Source organism: Ruania zhangjianzhongii, from assembly GCF_008000995.1.
GTDB lineage: Bacteria > Actinomycetota > Actinomycetes > Actinomycetales > Beutenbergiaceae > Ruania > Ruania zhangjianzhongii.
In genome coordinates this window covers 665,972-683,510 of the sequence record NZ_CP042828.1, presented here as the reverse complement: position 1 = coordinate 683,510, position 17,539 = coordinate 665,972, and the positions used below count along the sequence as shown (strand labels likewise).

The window sequence follows — 17,539 nt, the reverse complement described above, 5'->3', positions numbered from 1 at the left end:
TGCAGCGCGAGGGGTGGTTGGAGGCTGGTCAGCCTCAGAGGTCTGGTCCGCCGAAGGATGCGAGCAGTCCGCCGTCGACGAGGTAGTTGGCTCCCGTCACGAAGGAGGCACGTGGACTGAGCAGGAAGTCGACCAGTTCGGCGACCTCGGCCGGCGTACCGACCCGGCGGAGTGCGTGCATGTTGCCCCAGCGGGCCAGCTGTCCCTGGGGGTCCTGCGGATTGAGGCTGGCGGCGTTCGCTACCACGAGGTCGGTACCGATAGTGCCCGGAGATACGGCGTTGACGCGGATCCCGTCATCGGCGTGGTCGAGGGCCATCGCGCGGGTGAGCGCAATAACCCCACCCTTGGCTGCGGCGTAGGCAGCGACATTCTTCTGCGTCGCCAACCCTTGCGCCGATGCCATGTTCACGATCGAGCCACCACCGCCGTCGGCCATCACCGGGATGGCGAACCGGCTCATTCGCGCGTGCGCGTTGAGGTTCACATCGATGATCAGGTCCCAGGTATCGGAGTCCATCGTGACCACGGATCCGTGCCGCTCGACCCCGGCGTTGTTCACCAGTCCGATCAGCTGGCCGAGCGATGCGGCAGTCTCGACCGCTTGCTCACAGTCCGCGGACGTGCGAACGTCGCCACGAACGGGGACGATGCGGTCCGCTTCTGGGGTGGGTTCACGGTCGAAGGCGACCACGGTGTGGCCAAGACTCGCCTGGTGCAGCGCAATGCTGTGACCGATTCCGCTCGCGGCGCCGGTGACGATCACCACGGTGGCTTCTGGAGATGCTGTATTCATCGATGTTCAGTTTCCTTCCGGATCGACGAGAGCAGGACGGCGATCAGCACGATCGCCCCGCTGGCGATGTCCTGGACGTAGGCGTTCACACCGAGGAGTACCAGACCATTGCTCAGAACGGTCACGAAGAGCACACCGAGCAGGGTGCCGAGCATCGTGCCCCGGCCGCCGGCGAGGCTCGCTCCCCCAATGATCACGGCCGCGATGACGTCGAACTCCAGCCCGGTACCGATGCCTGGGTTTCCTGACGAGAGCCGAGCAGAGAGCAGCACGCCGACCAGCGCGGCCAACAGTCCGGTCATCGTGAACACCACGATCCGCACGCGGGCGACACTGATTCCCGAGAGTCGGGCTGCTTCAGCATTACCACCGACCGCGTAGACCGACCTGCCGAACGCCGTCTTCCTGCTGATGAACAAGAACACCAGGAACAGCAAGAAGAGAATAAGGGCGGGCACGGGGATACCGAAGAAGAACCCGGCACCGAAGTAGTTGAAAGTCGCGGACGAAATCGAGTTGGGGAAGGCGTTCGTGATGAACAGGGCCAACCCTTTCAACCCCAGATAGAGCGCAAGGGTGACGATGAAGGAGGGCACGTTCAACAGGGACCGGAAGATCCCGGCAAAGACACCGATCAAGGTGCCAACGACGAGAACGATGAGGACCGCCGGGAGGATCGGCACGCCTTGTTTGGCGACCAGAACCCCAAGGAGTGCCGAGCTGAGTGCCACGTTCGAGCCGACGCTGATATCGATCTCACCAGAGATGATGACCAGCGTCATCCCCCAGGCGATGATGCCGACGAAGGCGGCTTCACGCACGATGTTCAGCACGTTACCCAGGGTCATGAAGTTCGGGGCGACAGCAGTCAGGATCAGCAGCAGCACGATCAGTGCAACCAGCAGCGTTCCCTCGGTGCGCAACCAGCGGAACATGGTCATGAGCCGGTTGGGGTTCGCCGCAGGGGCCGGTCCTGCTGGTGTGAGGACGGTGTCGTTCGTCATGCAGCGTTCACTTCCTTCATCGAGAGCGCGAGGACTTCCTGGGCCGTGGTGTCTTCGATCTGCCGCTCGGCCACGATGCGGCCCGCGCGAACGATGAGCACGCGCTGGCAGACGAGGAACACTTCTTCCACCTCGGAGGAGACGAACACCACAGCGGCACCGGCCCGGGCACGAGCCGTGATCGCGTCATAGGTCTGTGACTTGGCATGGACGTCGACGCCGCGGGTGGGCTCGTCCATGAGCAGGATGTCGGCCCCGCGGTTGATCCACTTGCCGATCACGATCTTCTGTTGGTTCCCTCCAGAGAGCCGGCCGGCAAGCGTGGCGGCCGATGGCGTGCTGATCCCCTGCTGAGCGATCGAATGTCGCGCCATCTCGGCCTGCTTCCCTCGGGAGAGGGTGCCGAATCGGCTACGGATGAGGTCGTAGCAGGTCATCACCAGGTTCTCAGTCACCGAAAGGCCGAGAACGAGGCCTTGGCCTTTGCGATCCTCGGGGGTGAACCCCACACCGGCACCGATCATCGACCGTGGAGTGCGGTGTGACATGGCTTTGCCATGGACGCTCACGGAGCCCTCGGCGGGGTCCAGGCCGAAGATCGCTCGCAGGATCTCGGTGCGACCGGCACCCATCAGTCCGACGATGCCGACCACCTCGCCAGCGCGAACGGAGAAAGTAGCGTTCTCGATCACACCCGGGCGAGACAGACCGTCGACCTCGAGCACCTTCGGTCCCAGACTGACCTCAGCCGCTTCTGGCCTGCTCGCCACCTCCGCACCGAGCATCAGTTCAGCGATCCGGCCAGTGCCCATCGAGTCGATCCCATCGGTCGCTACCTCCCGACCGTCCCGCATCACCGTCACCGTGTCGGCGACACGCGGAATCTCGTCCATGCGGTGCGAAACGTAGACGATCGCGACCCCGCCTGTCGCCAGGCGGCGTACCGTGCCAAGCAACTGATTCGCCTCATGGGCGGCCAAGGAGCTCGTCGGTTCGTCGAGAATGAGGACCTTGGGGTCGGACAACAGCGCTTTGGCGATCTCCACCAACTGCTGTTTCGCTGGCGAGAGACTACTCACCTTGAGCCCGAGAGGGATCTCCTCGCCCAGTTTCTCCAGCGCACGCTGGGCGCGGGCTCGCATCGCCTTGACGCTCACCACGCTCAACGGCCCGAACGACCGCATCGGCCATTGGCCGAGGGTGATGTTCTCGGCCACACTCAGCCCGGGCACCAGACTCAGTTCCTGGTGGACGATGGCCACCCCGGCGTCACTTCCTTCGCCAGGATTCTGCGGGTGGTAATCCGCGCCTTCAAGCCGAAGAGCACCCGCCGTGGGTTGCACGACACCACCGAGAATCTTCACCAGGGTGGACTTGCCTGCGCCGTTGACGCCCATCAAGGCACGCACTTCACCACGACGCAGGGTGAGATTCATCTGTTTGAGCACGTTCCCGCTGCCGTAGTCCTTGACAAGATCCATGACCTCGAGCAGCGGAGTTGGATCTGGAGGTGACTCCATGCTTCTTCTCCCGGGTGGCGTCGACGTCCTGCTGGTCAGCTCTGCTCTTCGAGGTAGGCGTCGAGGGCCTCAGGCTCGTCGGCGCTGTAGAGCACGCCTGGAATCTCCACGCTGAACGGCGAGATCTCCTCGCCGTTGATGGCACTACGGATGTACTCCACCGCGAGCTCACCGGTCTCGGCACTGTTCTGCCCGGTCACCGCCTGCAGGGTGCCGTCCTTGATGGAGTTCACGATGCTCGGGCTGACGTCCGTGCCGAAGAGGGCCAGGTCATCACGTCCGGCTGCCTGCACAGCGGCGACCATGCCTTCGGTCGCGCTCTGGCTGGAAGCCCACATCACGTTGATGTCCTGGTTCGCGGTCAGCATGTCGGTGGCGATCCCGGTCGCTTCATCCGCAGCGAGCGCCTCCTGGTCGTTCACAATCTCAACGGTGATGCCGGCCTCCTCGAGCGCCGCCAGGAAGCCCTCCTGGCGGGCCTGGCACGCTTCGAACCGGTTGCAGTTCAGCATGGCCAACACCGCAGTCGATTCGCCGTCCTCCTCGAGCGCGGCCGCGGCATACTCACCGGTCTGCGCGCCGAGGTCGTACTGATCGGACTCGATGAAGGCCTCGGCAACGTCCTCACTCGCATCGCCCAAGCACGTGTTGTAGCAAATGATCGGGATGCCGGCATCGGCAGCGGCCTGCACGCTCGCCAGGCTGCCCTCCGGTGAGAGCGGGGAGGTCACGATGCCGTCAACCTGCGCGGAGATCAGGTTCTGGAAACCGGTGGCCTCCGTAGACGCATCAGTCTGCGTGTTCACCAGGGTCATCGAGCCGCCGTCGGCTTCGACGGTGGAGGCCACGACATCGGCGATTGATTGGAAGTACACATCGGCCTGGTGGATGGTGACGCCGATCTGCAGCGCTGTGGTCTCCCCTCCGGTCTCCTCTCCGGCTGTGGGGTCGGAAGTGGCTCCCGAGCAGGCTGCTGCCAACAGTGTCACGGCGGTGGCCGTGGACAGGGCAGCGAGAAAAGTGCTTCGGCGACGTCGCACGATGGCTCCAATCGATTGTCGATGATCGCCTAACGAGTATCGACCGCTGGTAACGTAGTTGTCAATCAACCGAAGGGACAGCCCGTGGCTATGGATCCGATGAGAGTCGAGACGACACTCCTCTCCGACCAGGTGTATGCCCAGCTGCGCCAACGGATACTCGCGGGTGAGTTCGCGCCCGGCGAGCGCCTGGTGGAATCCGAGCTGGCGCGACGGATGGGCATCAGTCAGGCGCCGGTCCGCGATGGTCTACGGAAACTGACCGAATCCGGGCTGACGCGATACGAGCCGCGTCGAGGCACATTCGTGGAGGGCATCTCGGCCAAAGATGCAGCCGACGCCTACCACGTGCGCGTGGCACTGGAGCCACTGGCGGCGCGGGAGCTCCTCAGCTGCGCAGATGATGCGGTGCTCGGTGAGTTGCAGGAGATCGCAGACGCGATGCTGCAGGCCGCCCAGGAAGGTGACCTCGCCCGGGTGTTGGAGCAGGACATCGCGTTCCACCGAATCGTCTGGTGGCGGTCACAGAACGAGCTATTGCCGAAGGTTTGGCCGATGGTCGAAAAGATCTGGCCGCTCCTCGAGGCTCGCGTACGCAACTCCGCGGACAAGAGCAAACCGCTCTACTACAGCGATCTAGAAGAAGTGGCACTGACCCATCAGCCATTGGTAGACGCGCTCAAGGACAAGAACCCGGCCACTCCGGACCTGTTCCTCGACCATGTCACCCAGGTGTGGTCCAAGGTGGAGAATCTGGGCCAGTGAACCACCTCGGACACGTCAACCCAAACAGATGCCTGAATCTCGACGTACGCGGCGTTCCCCACGATCCGGTGATCGCAGTGAGCCCGAGGGGTCACCGGCCTTAGAGCCAGTTATCCGACGGGATCGGCGATTCGCTCCAGCACAGTGACGGCAGCTCCGGCCGCATCCTCGTCACCGATTCGTCTCCCGACCGCTGCTGCCTGATACCGGTAGCTGGGCTCGTTGACCAACTTCCTGAGTCGGCTCGCCAGACCTGTGGCGATCCGCTTCGATGGCAGGGGCTCCGGACCTGCACCTAGGGCGTGCACTCGCTTACCCCAGAAGGGCTGATCCCCGAGGAACGGACAGATCAGAGTAGGGCGCCCAGCCCTCAGCCCCGCCGCTGTGGTCCCGGCTCCGCCGTGGTGCACCACAGCAGCCACGTGATCAAAAAGCCAGTCGTGCGGCACAGCGTCGAGCATCAGAATGTCGTCGGTCGGAGCGTCCGGTGCGGTGAGTCCGCCCCACCCGGTCGCGACGACTCCACGGACTCCGGCCGATGTCAGCGCCGACAGCACAGCGTCGCTCCGCTCCTCCGCCCCTTTCCCGAAGCCCATCGATCCGAAGCCGATGTAGATCGGCGGAGGCCCTGCCTCCAGGAAGTCGGCCAACCGCCGATCGGGCTGCCAACGGTCCTCAGCTTGCGGAGAGAGATAGCCGGTGACATGGGCCGAGGAGGGATAGTCAGCCGGCACCGGGACCACGTGCCGGCTGAACGGGTACAGCACGTGCACCGGATCACCGCCCGGTCCGCGTAGCGGGTCGGCCAGCCGCCTCGCCCTGGACAAGCCGAGGTCACGTCGCAGGTCGTTGATCATCCCTCCGTACATCACGGTCGCCGCACGGGTGAACCCGTACGAACCGCGGTTGCCCAGGCCGCCAAGCGACCGGGCGAGGAAGGGGACCGGAAATGCTCGGGTCGGTGTATAGAACGGCAGGGGGATCGAGAGTACACCGGGCACCTCGAGCGCCTCGGCCAGGTGCGGGCCGGCCAGACACTTCGGGTGATACACCACGACATCGGGGCGCACCGCCTCAGCAGCCGACCGCTGGTCGCCCATATGCTCCACCATCGCCGAGCGCATCGAGCCAAGAGCACGCAGACTGTCCATGGCACCAGAGACTTCCGGCATCACCGTCCGGATCGTCTTGAGCATGCGCGAACCCGCCGGGAAGAAGCGCAATCCCGCTTGCTCGGCCATACCCCGGAATCCCTCCGGGATGGCCAGAGTCGGCGTGTGCCCCCGGTCGAGCAGCGCCCGTCCCAGCGCCACGTACGGCTGGATGTCACCACGAGTACCGAACGCCATGATCAGAACACGCACAAGGGCCCCACCCTCAGCCGGGGCGACGCCCCGACCACATATCGTTACCTGCTGGACTTGCCGCTACGAGGCTAGGACCCCAGCGATCCGGGGGACAACGTCTTTGCCGGCTGTCGCGATGCTCCACTCACGCTCTGAGGAAGTGGTGCTCGTAGCGCCCGCTCGTCAGTGGTGCGACAGTAGCCCTTCAGCGTTCGAGCGCTGCGTGACGATTCGTGATGACAGCTCAACGAGTCACTGCCAGTGAATCTGATATTCTGATTCTATGCGTGAGATCACCGCTTCAGAAGCTTCCCGCAGCTTCTCGGCCGTGCTGGACTCCGCTGAGCACGGCGAAACCATCGTCGTCACCCGCGCAGGAAAGCGTGTGGCCACAATCGCGCCGGCGCCGGCGGCCAACGGCGCCGCGCTTCGTGAGGTATTCACTCGCTGGCACGGGAACCCTGCCCTCGATGACACGCTCGCCACCCGAGTGGCGGCCGCCCGCGAGGCCGCCTCGGCCGATCTGGACTCTGATCCGTGGCACGACTGATCCTGGACACCGGCGTGATCATTGCGGGGGTACGTGGACAGCTTGATGTCACCGCACTCGCCGACACGGACGACGTGGCGCTGCCGGCCCTTGCCGTGGCGGAGTATCTTGCCGGCACCCTGCTCGATGCCGACCGCGCTCGTTCCGTCGCCCAGCGCGCGTTCCTCGACGAGGTGCTGCAGGTGCTCCCGGTGCACGACTATGACCAGGACGTCGTGACCCACCACGCCACGCTGCTCGCCCATGTTCAGCAGACCGGCCGCAAGCGGGGAGCGCACGACCTGATCATCGCCGCCACTGCATGCGCCACGAACCGGATCGTGGTCACCACCGACGAACGCGCGCAATTCGCCGAACTTCCGGGCGTCAGCGCCCGCCTGGTCAGCACGTAGTCGTTCGGCCACCGGCTCCTGACACCCCAGCCAGGGAACCCAGCAGCTGCCCGTCCCGCAGCCGGTAGCGCCGGTGCACCTGGTCCAGCCCTTCCAGCCGGTGACTGAAGATCACCAGCATCTGCCCGCGAGCGCCGGCCCGGGCCAGCAGCACGGAGAGCAGTCGCTGCGCGGTCTCGGCATCGAGCCCTTCCGTAGGCTCATCCAGGATGAGCACCTCTGGCTGACGCAGCAGAGCGCGAGCCAGCACCAGGCGCCGGCGCTCGCCGCCGGAGAGCACCCGCCCGCCAGAGTCCAGCCAGGTATCCAGGCCCGCGCTCAGCCCGCGCAGCCAGGGCCCGAGCTGTGCGGCGGTCAGGGCCGCTTCGAGGTCTCGGTCGCTGGCCTGCGGGTGGGCGAGGAGCAGGTTCTGGCGCACGGTGCTGGCGAAGACGTGGTCCAGGTCGCCGGCCAAGCCCACCGATTCTCGCCACTGCTGGCCCGGTACCGCATCGATCGGTCGACCATGCAGGGTGATCTGGCCCGCCCGGACTGGCAGCAGACCAGTGATCGCGGCAGCCAGCGTGGACTTTCCGGAGCCGGACTCACCCTCGATGAGCACCGCCTCGCCCGGCTGGACCTGCAGGCTCAGCCCCCGTACCGGGGCGACCTCGCCCCAGGCGGCGACCACCTCATCGAGGACCAGTCCGGACCGGTCCGGTGCGGGATCGGGAATTGCTGGGCGGTGCTCGGTACCGGCTCCCACGGAGGCGGGCCCAGCAGGCGGCGTCGCGCGAAGATCCTCGAGGCGGTGGCGGGCGCGCCGGCCCGCAGCGGCTTCGCGCACTGCCGGCAGGATGGCCTGCACCGGTTCACTGACCACCAGCGCGCCGAGCACCAGGATGCCGGCCAGCTCGGCGCTCAGGGTCCCAGCACTCCACGCGACCGCCGCGAGCACACTGGCCCCGAGCACCAACAACCCGGTGCCGATCTCGCCGGCGGCGCTGCTCCAGCCGTCGGTCCGGGCCGCGGCCGCCTCGGTCTGCTCCAGCCGGCCCCCGCGCTGGTCCAGCACCGCCCGCAGCTGCCGGCCGCGTGGCCCGGCGAGCTCGTCTGCGCTCTCCACGGCCCCGACCAGTCCGTCGTGCAGCTCGCTCTGCGCCTGGTCACGAGCTGCGGCGCTGCGCGCATCGGCGCGCACTGCCCAACCGGGCACCAGCACCCCGGCCAGGGCGAGTGCCGCCAGCAACGGCACCAGGGCCACCGGCGCCAGCCACGCCAGCCAGCCAGCTACCACCGCCAGGGTGAGGACGGCCGCAGCCAGCGGCACCGCACCGGCCACCACACCGGACAGGCGTTGGTCGACATCCTGCAGCACGCGCCCAAGCAGCCGGCCGCGCCGTTCGGTCAATCGGCCGGGCACCCGCGGCACAAGGTCGGCCACGACCTGGGAACGCCATGCTGCCAACAGCGACAGACCGCCGTCGTGCGCGGCAAGACGCTGGGCGTAGCCCAGCAGCGGCCGGGTGAGGGCGAAGGCGCGCACGGCGACCACGGCGATCGAGAGGGTGAGGATCGGCGGCTGGGACTCGGCCCGGACGATCAGCCAGCTGGCCGCCACGGTCAGCCCGATGCCGGAGAGCATCGAGGCGGCCCCGGCCGCCGCCGCGAGAAGGAACCGGGTGCGCGGCGTGAGCCCCGACCACCACCGGCGGGTACGGGCCAGCAGTTGCGGTCGGCTGCGCGAGCGCACTTGATCATCGGGGGCGGGGCGGCCCCGGTTCACTGCTGCGCCAGCCGGGTAAGCGCCGCCGGGACCGGCAGGCCCTAGTGCACCCTCAGAGGGACCCGTCGGAGACTGCGCAGCGATATCGATGGTGCGGTCGGCCACGGTGAGCAGCTGGCTGCGGTGGGCGGCGGCGAGGACGGTGATCCCTTGGTCAGCCAGCTCGCGCAGGAAGGACACCACTGCCGCCTCGGTGTCGGCGTCGAGGTGCGCGGTGGGTTCGTCGAGCAGCAGCACCGGGGTGCTGGGCGCATCCGGCCCAGTGGCGGCCAGGATGGCGCGGGCGAGCGCGAGCCGGTGCCGTTGCCCGGCCGACAGTCCGGCGCCGTCGTCGCCCAACGGTGTGGCCAAGCCCTGCACGAGGGACTCGATCGGCAGACCCAGTCCCGCCAGCACCCGCTCCGCGTCGCCTTCTCGGCCTGGTTCGACGGCGAGCGCCTCACCCGCCGTACGGGCGAGCGGCAGCGCTGGGCGCTGCGGGACGTACTGGGCGTCCGGCGCCCAGGCGTCACCGGAGTCAGCGAGCTGGGCGCCGGCGAGCACCCGCAACAACGTGGTCTTGCCGGTGCCGGAGGGGCCGGACAGCACCACCAGCTCCCCAGGGCTGATCTCGAGATCGGGTAACGACAACCGGGTACTCCGGCCTGGATACCTCACCTGCAGACCGCGGGCACCAACCGGCGCGGCCGGCTGGCCGGCAGACTCCGGTTCGGCCGCGTGGCCGGCGAATGCCTCCAGCTGATCCATCACGGCGCTGGCCTGGGCGGACTCGTGGAACTGCGCGCCGGCCTCGCGCAACGGCCGGTAGGCCTCGGGCGCGAGCAGGATCACCGCCAGCGCCGGCCAGAGCAGCATCTCTCCCCCGGCCAGTCGCACCCCGGCACCCACTGCCACCAGGCCCACGGAGAGGGTGGCGACCAGGTCCAGTGCCGTGGAGGACAGGAACGCCACCGACAGCACCCGGGTGGTGGACCGGGCGTACTGGCTGGAGCTCTCCCGCACCCCCTCCACCTGCCGCTCGGCGCGGTCGACCAGCTTCAGGGTGGCCAGACCGCGGACCACGTCCAGGAAGTGCCCGGCCAGGTTCCCGCCCCGGTCGTACTGCGCCTTCGCCCGGCGCTGGGTGGCCCAGCCGACGAGTGCGCCGAAGACGGGCACCAGCGGCAGGGTCAGCGCTACCACCAGCATCGAGGACAGATCCAGCCATGCCATCAGCACCAGGACGGACGGCGGCAGCACCACCGCCACCACCAGGCTCGGCAGGTAGGCGGAGAACCACGGGCGGAGCGGGTCCAGCCCGGTGGCGAGCAGGCCGGCCACGTCGACCGGCTCCGGTCGGGCACCGCGGCTGGCCACCCAGGCCGGCCCCTGCCGCGCCACGGTGTTCAGCGCCTCCGTCCGGGCAGTGGTGATGACGCTGGTGGCGATCCGGTGCGCGGCCAGCGGCCGCAGCCGCAGCACGAGGGCCCGCACCAGCAGTGCCCCACCGAGGGCGAGCAGTGCAGTCGGCCAGGGGCCGCCATGCAGGATCAGCACGACGGCGTAGGCGCCTGCCAAGGCGGTCGCCACCATGGTCAGGGCGTACGTCACCGACAGGGTGATCAGCCAGACCAGCTGCCCGCGGTGCCGGGCCGCCAGCCGGAGCAGGCGCAGGTCGACGGGGCCTTTGCCGGCTCGGTCGGCTGCCGAGCCAGTCATGTCGGCACCGGTTCACTGGCCACCCGCTTGCGGAACACCCAGTAGGCGAAGGCCTGATAGGCGATCACCCCGGGCAACACCACGATTCCGGCGATGCTGATCGTGCGCAGCGCCATCGGGCTGGCGGCGGCGCCTGCGAGCGTGACCGACCACGCCGGGTCCAGGCTGCTGGCCAGCAGCACCGGGAAGTCCGCCACCAGGATCGCCACGGTCACCGCTGCCATCACCAGGGCGGTCACCGCGAACGCCAGCGCCTCCCGGCCGGCCCGGGCCAGCACCGCGACGCCCGCCAGGGCAACGATCACCAGCGCGAGGCCGCCGATCGACAGCGGCCCGAACAGCGCCGCCACGCCCGCCAGCACGATCAGCACTGCTGCCAGCACCGGGGCCACGGCCCGGGCACGGTCGCGCACCGGTCCGGTGGTGCGCAGGCCCAGGTAGGTCGACCCCAGCAGCCCGGCCAGCAGCACCCCGGTGACGGCACCGAGCAGCGCGGCCGGACTGCCCAGCCCGGCCAAGGACCGGGCGAGCGCTCCCCCGCTGGCCGCAACCTCGCCGTCAGCCCCGAGCGGCAGCCCACCGGCGAAGGCGCCGAAGACCGCCCCGAACAGCGCCGCAGCGGCGAGTGAGCTGCCCGCCAGGGCGAGGTCACAACGGCGCCGCCATCCGCCGTCGTCCTTCTTCCCCCGAAACTCCAGGGCGATCCCGCGCACCGCCAGGGCAAGCAGGATCAGCACGAACGGTAGATACAAGCCAGAGAGCAGGGCGGCGTACCAGTCTGGGAAGGCCGCGAACATCACCCCGATCGCTGCCACCAGCCAGACCTCATTACCGTCCCACACCGGGCCGATGGTGCGCACTGCCGCCCCACGCTGGTCGCTGCCCCGGCCGAGGATCGGCGCCAGCATCCCGACGCCGAAGTCGAACCCCTCCAGGACGAAGAACAGCACCCAGCACAAGGCGATCAGGGCGAACCAGACGGTGGCGAGGTCCATCGCAGACTCCTTACTAGTAGGACGGTGCGCTGGTGGCGTGATCGCGGCTGTCGGATGCCGGCGCGTCCGGGTCCGGGCTCAGGTCCTGGCGGGCGAGGTGGAGTATCAGCCGGGTCCAGATCACGGCGAGGATCCCGTAAAGCACCGTGAAGGCGAGCAGGGAGGCGAGCACTTCCGCCTCGGTCAGACCTGGTGAGACGCCGTCGGCGGTGAAGAACAGGCCGAAGGCCAACCAGGGTTGTCGGGCGGTCTCGGTGAAGATCCAGCCGAAGGTGTTGGCGGCCAGTGGCAGCAGCGGGAGCACGGGAAGGCTGGCCAGCAGCAGCCGACCCACCCGGCCGGAGCGGTCCAACGGCCGCATCTTGCGGGTGCGCCACAGCACCAGTGCAGCGATCGCGGCGACGAGCATGCCGGCCCCGATCATCAGCCGGAAGCTCCAGTAGGCCACCGGTATCCACGGGACGTAGTTGCCGGGGCCGTACAGCTCCACGTACTGCGCCTGCAGGTCGTCGATGCCGAGCACCGTGGCGGTCGGGTCACCGATGGCCAGGATGGACAGCAGGTAGGGGATGTCCAGGCTGAAGAAGGGCTCACCGCCATCGGCCCCGCCGAGGGCGAAGATGGAGAACGGGGCGCCGGACTCGGTGCGGTAGAGGGCTTCGGCTGCAGCCATCTTCATCGGCTGCACCTGGGTGATCACCTTGCCGAGGTGATCACCGGTGATCGCTACCGCCACCCCGGCAACGAGACTGACCCAGGCGCCGAGCCGGGCCAGCAGCCGCCAGGAGTGATGGTCGCGGTGGGTGAGTGCGCCCGGGGAGCGCCAGGCCCGCCAGGCCCCGATCGTCAGCAGCAGCGCACCACCGGTCATCGCCGCTCCGGCGATAGTGTGCGGGAAGGCGGCGAGATTCACCGGGTTGAGCAGGAGGTCGCTGAAGTTCTCCAACCGGGCCCGCCCGGTCTCCGGATCGATGTCATAGGCCACCGGGTTCTGCATGAAGGAGTTGGCGGCCAAGATCACGAAGGCCGAGATCACCGTCCCGATCGAGACGATCCAGATCGTGGCCAGGTGGAGTCGTGGGCTCAGCCGGTCCCAGCCGAAGAACCACAGGCCGAGGAAGGTGGCCTCGAGGAAAAACGCCAGCATCCCCTCGATCGCCAGCGTGGGTCCGAACACGTCCCCGTAGAAGCGGGCGAACTCGCTCCAGGACAGGCCGAACTGGAACTCCTGGACCAGTCCGGTGACGATCCCGACGGCGAAGGTCGCCATCAGCAGCTTGCCCACCAGCATCGTCAAATCCCGGTAGCGCTGCTTGCCGGTGCGCCGCCAGGCGGTCTGCAACCCGGCGGTCAGGGCCGCCAGGGCGATCGACATCGGCACGAAGAAGTAGTGGTAGATCGTCACCACGGCGAACTGCAGCCGGGACAGATCGAGGGTGTCCATCGCCTGCTTCCTCCTCTGACGCCTGTCGGTGACGCCTCGGCAACTATTACACATCGTAGTACTTGTTGTGTAGTACTTTTCCCGTAGTACTACCTGTTGGCGTAGTACCCTGGCGTCATGGCGATGGGTGAGCTGGAGAGCGCGGTGATGGCGCAGCTGTGGGACGCCGGGCGCCCGCAGACCGTGCGTGAGGTCCATGAGACGCTCACGGCGACCCGCCCGCTCGCCTACACCACGGTGATGACCGTGCTGGATCGGCTGGCGAAGAAGGACATGGTCAGCCAGCGGCGCGATGGGCGAGCCTTTCAGTACTCCCCGAGATCTACCCGCGAGCAGCTCACCGCGGAGCTCATGCTCGATGCACTCCAAGACACCACCGACCCGGCGGCCCGGGTGGCCGCCCTGCAGCACTTCGTGGGCCGGGTCAGCCCCGGCGAAGCAGCGGCGATCCGGGCGGCACTGGATGGCACGGACTGACGCTGGAGCGCCGGCCGGCGCGCCCCTGCACCGGGTGGCAGCGCGCGTGGCGGCGGCAACGCCCCGGAGGGCTGGAGCGCGCGGGGCGATCGCAGCACCCGGGGCGACAGCACCCGGGGCGGCGACAGCGCCCGGGTGCGCGGCGGCAACCCGGGGGCGTCATGACCGGCATCGCGCTGGCAGTGCTGGCCGTACTGCTGGCCTGGCCGGCACCGAGCGCGCTGGCCCGATCGGCGTGGGTGGAACGCGCTCCGCGAGCGGGGGTGGTGCTCTGGCAGGCGCTCGCCCTCGCTGCCGTGCTCGCTGCCGTCGGGGCGGCACTGGCCGCCCCGGAAGAAGCGCTACGCGCCTGGACCGGTTCAGTGGAGTTCGGCGCCGGCCTCCTGCTCGCCGCTGGGTTGGCGGCCGTGCTGGCCGGGGTGATCGTGGTCCGCCTGGTCTGGGTGACGATCCGGCTCGGACTGCGCACCCGGCGGCGGCGCGCCCGCCATGCCGAGCTGTTGCACCTGCTCGATACTGCTGATCCTGACGACCTGCGCATGCATGTGCTCACCGGGCCGGTGCCGATGGCCTACTGCATCCCCGGGCGGAGCCAGAAGGTGGTGGTCACCGACGCCGCACTGGCCCTCCTGGACGCTGCCGAGATCGATGCGGTGATCGAGCACGAACGCGCGCACCTGCGCGCACGACACGATCTGGTGCTTGAGGCCTTCACAGCTCTGCACGTCTCGTTCCCTCGGTTCGCGCGCAGCCGCGCGGCCCTCGATGCCGTGCACCGGTTGCTGGAGATGCTTGCCGACGACGCCGCGGCGGCGCGAGTGGATCCCCAGACGCTCAGTTCCGCTCTGGCCAAGCTGGGCAGTACGGCCGAGAGCGACGCCATCCAGGTTCGCCGAGCCCGGCTCCAGGCGGGTCACCCGGCCCACGGACAGCTGGCCGGCGCCGGCGCCTACCTCTCCGCCGTCGCGGTGCTCGCCGTGCCCACTCTGGTGCTGGTGGAGCCGTGGCTCCGGGCGGCGATGGCGGCGATCGGGCGCTGACCAGGTGGGCGGGCAGCGTCACTGCCGCAACCCGAAGTGGGACCCGGCTTGCAGTCCGCTGGTCACGATGGAGCCGGCGAGCGCCACCGGTCACCCGTCCGACCGGAGCAGTGTCAGCACGAGCCCTGCACCGATGCCCCGGCGCCTCGGGCCGTCAACAGCGTGACAGCAAGGCCTCGGCGTTCGAGCGCTGGGTGACGACCGTCGTGATGACGCCGGCGTGCGCCGCTACCCGCAAGCCACCCGCGCGGGCAGAATCAAAAACGACGCCGATGCGCTCCCGGGCGCGCATCAGGACTTCGACGTCGGGTGCGACGACCCGACGCCGAGCTGCACCCTGGACCGTGCGGCCCTGAGCATCGATCGGGATCCCCGCCACCTCCGCCACTGCGCCGGCCGCCGCCGCCTCGTCCCGCACCGCGGGGCTGAGGTGGTCGTGGATGATCGACAGCCCGGGGGCCCATGCGCCGACACCGGTCACGGCAACGTCCAGCCTCGCGAACTCGGCGAACGCCGCGCGCACCTCAGGCAGCGACATGTAGCTGCGCCAGGCTCCCTCGTCCCCCGCGATCATCGGCGCGTAGAAGACCTTCGCGTTTCCGGCAGCGCGACGGGTGAGGATCCGGATGACACCCATCACATTGGCAGCGTCGTCGCGCGGGATCTCACCAGTGAGCTGGAGGAATGTACACCGCGGCAACGCCACCCGGGGAGCTTCATGGATCGCGAGCATCGTGCGAGTCGAGGCGATCCCCACCCGGTCGCCTTCTCTGACGACGTCGCTGAGCGTGGCGATGGCAGCCTCACCGAGGAGAGCCAGGAGCGTGTTCTCGTCTCCTTCGGGATCGTCGATGACCACTGCGCGCCTCAGGTTGCACGCCTCCTCGAGCTCGCGGGCGACGTCGGCGTTCGAGTCACCGGGCACATTGATGGTGATCTCCACGATCCCCGCGCGGTGGGCCGCGTCGAGAAGCCGCGCCACCTTGAACCGACTCAGAAAGAGCTCGTCGGCGATCTCGCTCTTGGTTCGGCCGGCGAAGTAGAAGCGGCGGGCGATGTGCGCCATCAGGGCTAGCTCGCGAACGTCTTCCATCACTCCAGTATCGCTCATCCGAGCAATTTTCGCTCAGATGCTTGAATCGGAGCAGGGGATTGTCTTGACTGGGTCTCGAGCCCGGGCGCTCGGACCCGGCGATCGAACAAGGAGGTTCGTGATGCGAAAGACGTCCACCAAGATGGCCGGCCTCGGAGCCCTGGCCATCGCCGCACCACTGCTGATCACCGCGTGCGGTGCCGGCGGTGGCACGGGTAGCACCACTACCGACGATGCCGCGGACCTCGATGTTTCGGCCGAGGACTTCCTCAGCGCACGAGGTGAGGAACTCGGCGTCGACAGCATCAGTGTGCTGGCACAGAGCTCACCCCAGGCCGACGCGATCCAGCAGATCAGCGGACAGTTCACCGAGCTCACCGGCATCACTGTCGACTGGACCATCCTGGACGAGCAGTCGACGGAGAACCGGGCTGCCGTCGCGCTCGGTTCCGGTGACGGCGGCTTCGATGTGCTGCAGACGCCGTCCGGCTTCATCCCTACCTATGTCGACCGGGGCTGGCTGGAGCCGATCGGTCCGCTGGCCCAGGACACCGAGAGCATCGTTCCCGGCTGGAGTCTTGAAGCGTTCGGTGAGGGGACGACGTCGCTCCTCGCCCGCGACGAAGAGGTCTACGGCGTACCGATGTTCATTGGTACGCAGATGTTCTACTACCGCACCGATGTGTTCGAAGAACACGGCATCGAGGAGGTACCGACAACGTACGACGAGCTCGTCGACGTCGTGCAGGAGATCCACAGCGACGACGTCGCCGGCATTGCGCTGCGCACCGCACCCAGCCCGTCGCAGCTCCTTTTCGTCTGGTCGGCGTGGCTGTACGCCAATGGCGGCTCCTACTACGCCGAGTATGACGACGGCAGCTACTCCGGCTCGGCACTGGATTCTCCCGAGGCGATCGAGTCGCTGACCACCTACACCGATCTGGTCCAGAACTACGCGCCCTCGGGCGCGACCAACTGGAGTGTCGACGACGTCACGCGCGCCTTCGCGACCGGGCGCGTTGCGATCGTCCAGGAGGGTGCGGTCTTCGGCGGCACCTTCGACAACCCCGACTCCTCGCAGGTGGCTGGCGACATCGACGCCTTCACCTTGCCCTCCGGGCCCGCCGGGTCGTTCGTCCCGTACAACACGCACGGCTGGACGATCGCGGCGAACAGCGGTGCGACCGACGCGGCGTGGTTGTTCACCCAGTGGGCCACCCTGGCACAGACGCTGACGGCGGCTACCCAGACCGACGCGAACTTCGGTGCACCGCCGTTGGCCGACGTCTATTCCTCTCCCGAGTACGAGGAGAAGTACGGCTTCAACAACTTCGTCCCTTCCGTCATCGGCACGATGGAGATCGCCAATGACGGCGGGGTCTCCCCCTTCGAGGGCGATCCGAACTATCTGCCCGCGACCACCGACTGGGCAACGGTCGGCCAGCAGATCGCCGAGGAGCTGAGCAAGGCCGTGACTGGCCAGGTCTCGGTCGAAGAAGCGTTGAGTACCGCGGCCACCTACCTCGAGTAACCAGCCGCCGGCCACGCATCGGATCGGTGCGGGGCCGGCGAGCCCGGACAGCACTACCAACGACAGGGAGAGGCGGCTCGCGC

15 protein-coding genes are annotated in these 17,539 nt (G+C 68.1%); 6 read left to right on the top strand and 9 right to left on the bottom strand.

The window, feature by feature from the left end; all coding sequences use genetic code 11:
- Positions 1-34: 34 nt before the first annotated feature.
- Genes FU260_RS03175 through FU260_RS03160 form a run of 4 tightly spaced genes read right to left on the bottom strand, consistent with a single transcriptional unit; the run spans position 35 to position 4,360 of the window.
- The gene (locus FU260_RS03175) at positions 35-796 is read right to left on the bottom strand and encodes an SDR family NAD(P)-dependent oxidoreductase (protein ID WP_147915745.1); all 762 of its coding nucleotides are present in this window, start codon (positions 794-796) and stop codon (positions 35-37) included.
- The gene (locus tag FU260_RS03170) at positions 793-1,800 is read right to left on the bottom strand and encodes an ABC transporter permease (protein WP_147915744.1); all 1,008 of its coding nucleotides are present in this window, start codon (positions 1,798-1,800) and stop codon (positions 793-795) included. Before FU260_RS03170 ends, FU260_RS03175 begins: the two co-directional genes overlap by 4 nt.
- A complete protein-coding gene (locus FU260_RS03165; RefSeq protein WP_147915743.1) occupies positions 1,797-3,320 on the bottom strand; it encodes a sugar ABC transporter ATP-binding protein in 1,524 nt (507 codons plus the stop codon). Before FU260_RS03165 ends, FU260_RS03170 begins: the two co-directional genes overlap by 4 nt.
- A 35-nt stretch (positions 3,321-3,355) precedes the next feature.
- Complete coding sequence (locus FU260_RS03160) at positions 3,356-4,360, bottom strand: substrate-binding domain-containing protein (RefSeq protein ID WP_168211628.1); 1,005 nt, start codon at positions 4,358-4,360, stop codon at positions 3,356-3,358.
- A gap of 99 nt (positions 4,361-4,459) precedes the next feature.
- Here FU260_RS03160 and FU260_RS03155 point away from each other — a divergent pair, with 99 nt between their 5' ends.
- On the top strand, positions 4,460-5,125 hold the full coding sequence (locus tag FU260_RS03155; RefSeq protein WP_168211627.1) for a GntR family transcriptional regulator: 666 nt from the start codon (positions 4,460-4,462) through the stop codon (positions 5,123-5,125).
- 110 nt (positions 5,126-5,235) lie between these two features.
- Here FU260_RS03155 and FU260_RS03150 read toward each other — a convergent pair whose 3' ends face one another.
- Entirely contained in the window at positions 5,236-6,489 is a 1,254-nt protein-coding gene (locus tag FU260_RS03150; RefSeq protein WP_147915740.1) for a glycosyltransferase, read from the bottom strand.
- Positions 6,490-6,754: 265 nt separating this feature from the next.
- Here FU260_RS03150 and FU260_RS03145 point away from each other — a divergent pair, with 265 nt between their 5' ends.
- On the top strand, positions 6,755-7,021 hold the full coding sequence (locus FU260_RS03145) for a type II toxin-antitoxin system Phd/YefM family antitoxin (protein ID WP_147915739.1): 267 nt from the start codon (positions 6,755-6,757) through the stop codon (positions 7,019-7,021).
- Positions 7,009-7,413: a PIN domain-containing protein gene (locus FU260_RS03140; RefSeq protein WP_147915738.1), complete on the top strand. Its 405-nt coding sequence runs from the start codon at positions 7,009-7,011 to the stop codon at positions 7,411-7,413. The genes FU260_RS03145 and FU260_RS03140 overlap by 13 nt, the downstream gene beginning before the upstream one ends.
- On the opposite strand, the gene cydC is transcribed toward FU260_RS03140, so the two are convergent.
- Genes cydC through FU260_RS03125 form a run of 3 tightly spaced genes read right to left on the bottom strand, consistent with a single transcriptional unit; the run spans position 7,403 to position 13,315 of the window.
- On the bottom strand, positions 7,403-10,876 hold the full coding sequence (gene cydC / locus FU260_RS03135; protein WP_147915737.1) for a thiol reductant ABC exporter subunit CydC: 3,474 nt from the start codon (positions 10,874-10,876) through the stop codon (positions 7,403-7,405). The two genes, FU260_RS03140 and cydC, sit on opposite strands and share 11 nt — an antisense overlap.
- The gene (cydB, locus tag FU260_RS03130) at positions 10,873-11,871 is read right to left on the bottom strand and encodes a cytochrome d ubiquinol oxidase subunit II (protein WP_147915736.1); all 999 of its coding nucleotides are present in this window, start codon (positions 11,869-11,871) and stop codon (positions 10,873-10,875) included. Before cydB ends, cydC begins: the two co-directional genes overlap by 4 nt.
- 13 nt (positions 11,872-11,884) lie before the next feature.
- Positions 11,885-13,315, bottom strand: a complete 1,431-nt coding sequence (locus FU260_RS03125) for a cytochrome ubiquinol oxidase subunit I (protein ID WP_147915735.1) — start codon at positions 13,313-13,315, stop codon at positions 11,885-11,887.
- Positions 13,316-13,432: 117 nt separating this feature from the next.
- Here FU260_RS03125 and FU260_RS03120 point away from each other — a divergent pair, with 117 nt between their 5' ends.
- Both FU260_RS03120 and FU260_RS03115 read left to right on the top strand, forming a co-directional pair.
- Positions 13,433-13,792: a BlaI/MecI/CopY family transcriptional regulator gene (locus FU260_RS03120; protein ID WP_147915734.1), complete on the top strand. Its 360-nt coding sequence runs from the start codon at positions 13,433-13,435 to the stop codon at positions 13,790-13,792.
- Between the two features lie 161 nt (positions 13,793-13,953).
- Positions 13,954-14,832, top strand: coding sequence for a M48 family metalloprotease (locus FU260_RS03115; RefSeq protein ID WP_147915733.1), 879 nt, complete (start codon positions 13,954-13,956; stop codon positions 14,830-14,832).
- A gap of 154 nt (positions 14,833-14,986) precedes the next feature.
- On the opposite strand, the gene FU260_RS03110 is transcribed toward FU260_RS03115, so the two are convergent.
- Complete coding sequence (locus FU260_RS03110) at positions 14,987-15,943, bottom strand: sugar-binding transcriptional regulator (protein ID WP_147915732.1); 957 nt, start codon at positions 15,941-15,943, stop codon at positions 14,987-14,989.
- Positions 15,944-16,046: 103 nt separating this feature from the next.
- Here FU260_RS03110 and FU260_RS03105 point away from each other — a divergent pair, with 103 nt between their 5' ends.
- A complete protein-coding gene (locus tag FU260_RS03105; RefSeq protein WP_168211626.1) occupies positions 16,047-17,456 on the top strand; it encodes an ABC transporter substrate-binding protein in 1,410 nt (469 codons plus the stop codon).
- The last annotated feature ends 83 nt before the right edge of the window (positions 17,457-17,539 follow it).

Bases quoted from the DNA above. Each gene is read 5' to 3' on its own strand.
- FU260_RS03175 (WP_147915745.1), bottom strand. From the start codon at position 796: ATGAATACAGCATCTCCAGAAGCCACCGTGGTGATCGTCACCGGCGCC.
- FU260_RS03170 (WP_147915744.1), bottom strand. From the start codon at position 1,800: ATGACGAACGACACCGTCCTCACACCAGCAGGACCGGCCCCTGCGGCG.
- FU260_RS03165 (WP_147915743.1), bottom strand. From the start codon at position 3,320: ATGGAGTCACCTCCAGATCCAACTCCGCTGCTCGAGGTCATGGATCTT.
- FU260_RS03155 (WP_168211627.1), top strand. From the start codon at position 4,460: ATGAGAGTCGAGACGACACTCCTCTCCGACCAGGTGTATGCCCAGCTG.
- FU260_RS03145 (WP_147915739.1), top strand. From the start codon at position 6,755: ATGCGTGAGATCACCGCTTCAGAAGCTTCCCGCAGCTTCTCGGCCGTG.
- cydC (WP_147915737.1), bottom strand. From the start codon at position 10,876: ATGACTGGCTCGGCAGCCGACCGAGCCGGCAAAGGCCCCGTCGACCTG.
- cydB (WP_147915736.1), bottom strand. From the start codon at position 11,871: ATGGACCTCGCCACCGTCTGGTTCGCCCTGATCGCCTTGTGCTGGGTG.
- FU260_RS03125 (WP_147915735.1), bottom strand. From the start codon at position 13,315: ATGGACACCCTCGATCTGTCCCGGCTGCAGTTCGCCGTGGTGACGATC.
- FU260_RS03120 (WP_147915734.1), top strand. From the start codon at position 13,433: ATGGCGATGGGTGAGCTGGAGAGCGCGGTGATGGCGCAGCTGTGGGAC.
- FU260_RS03115 (WP_147915733.1), top strand. From the start codon at position 13,954: ATGACCGGCATCGCGCTGGCAGTGCTGGCCGTACTGCTGGCCTGGCCG.
- FU260_RS03110 (WP_147915732.1), bottom strand. From the start codon at position 15,943: ATGAGCGATACTGGAGTGATGGAAGACGTTCGCGAGCTAGCCCTGATG.
- FU260_RS03105 (WP_168211626.1), top strand. From the start codon at position 16,047: ATGCGAAAGACGTCCACCAAGATGGCCGGCCTCGGAGCCCTGGCCATC.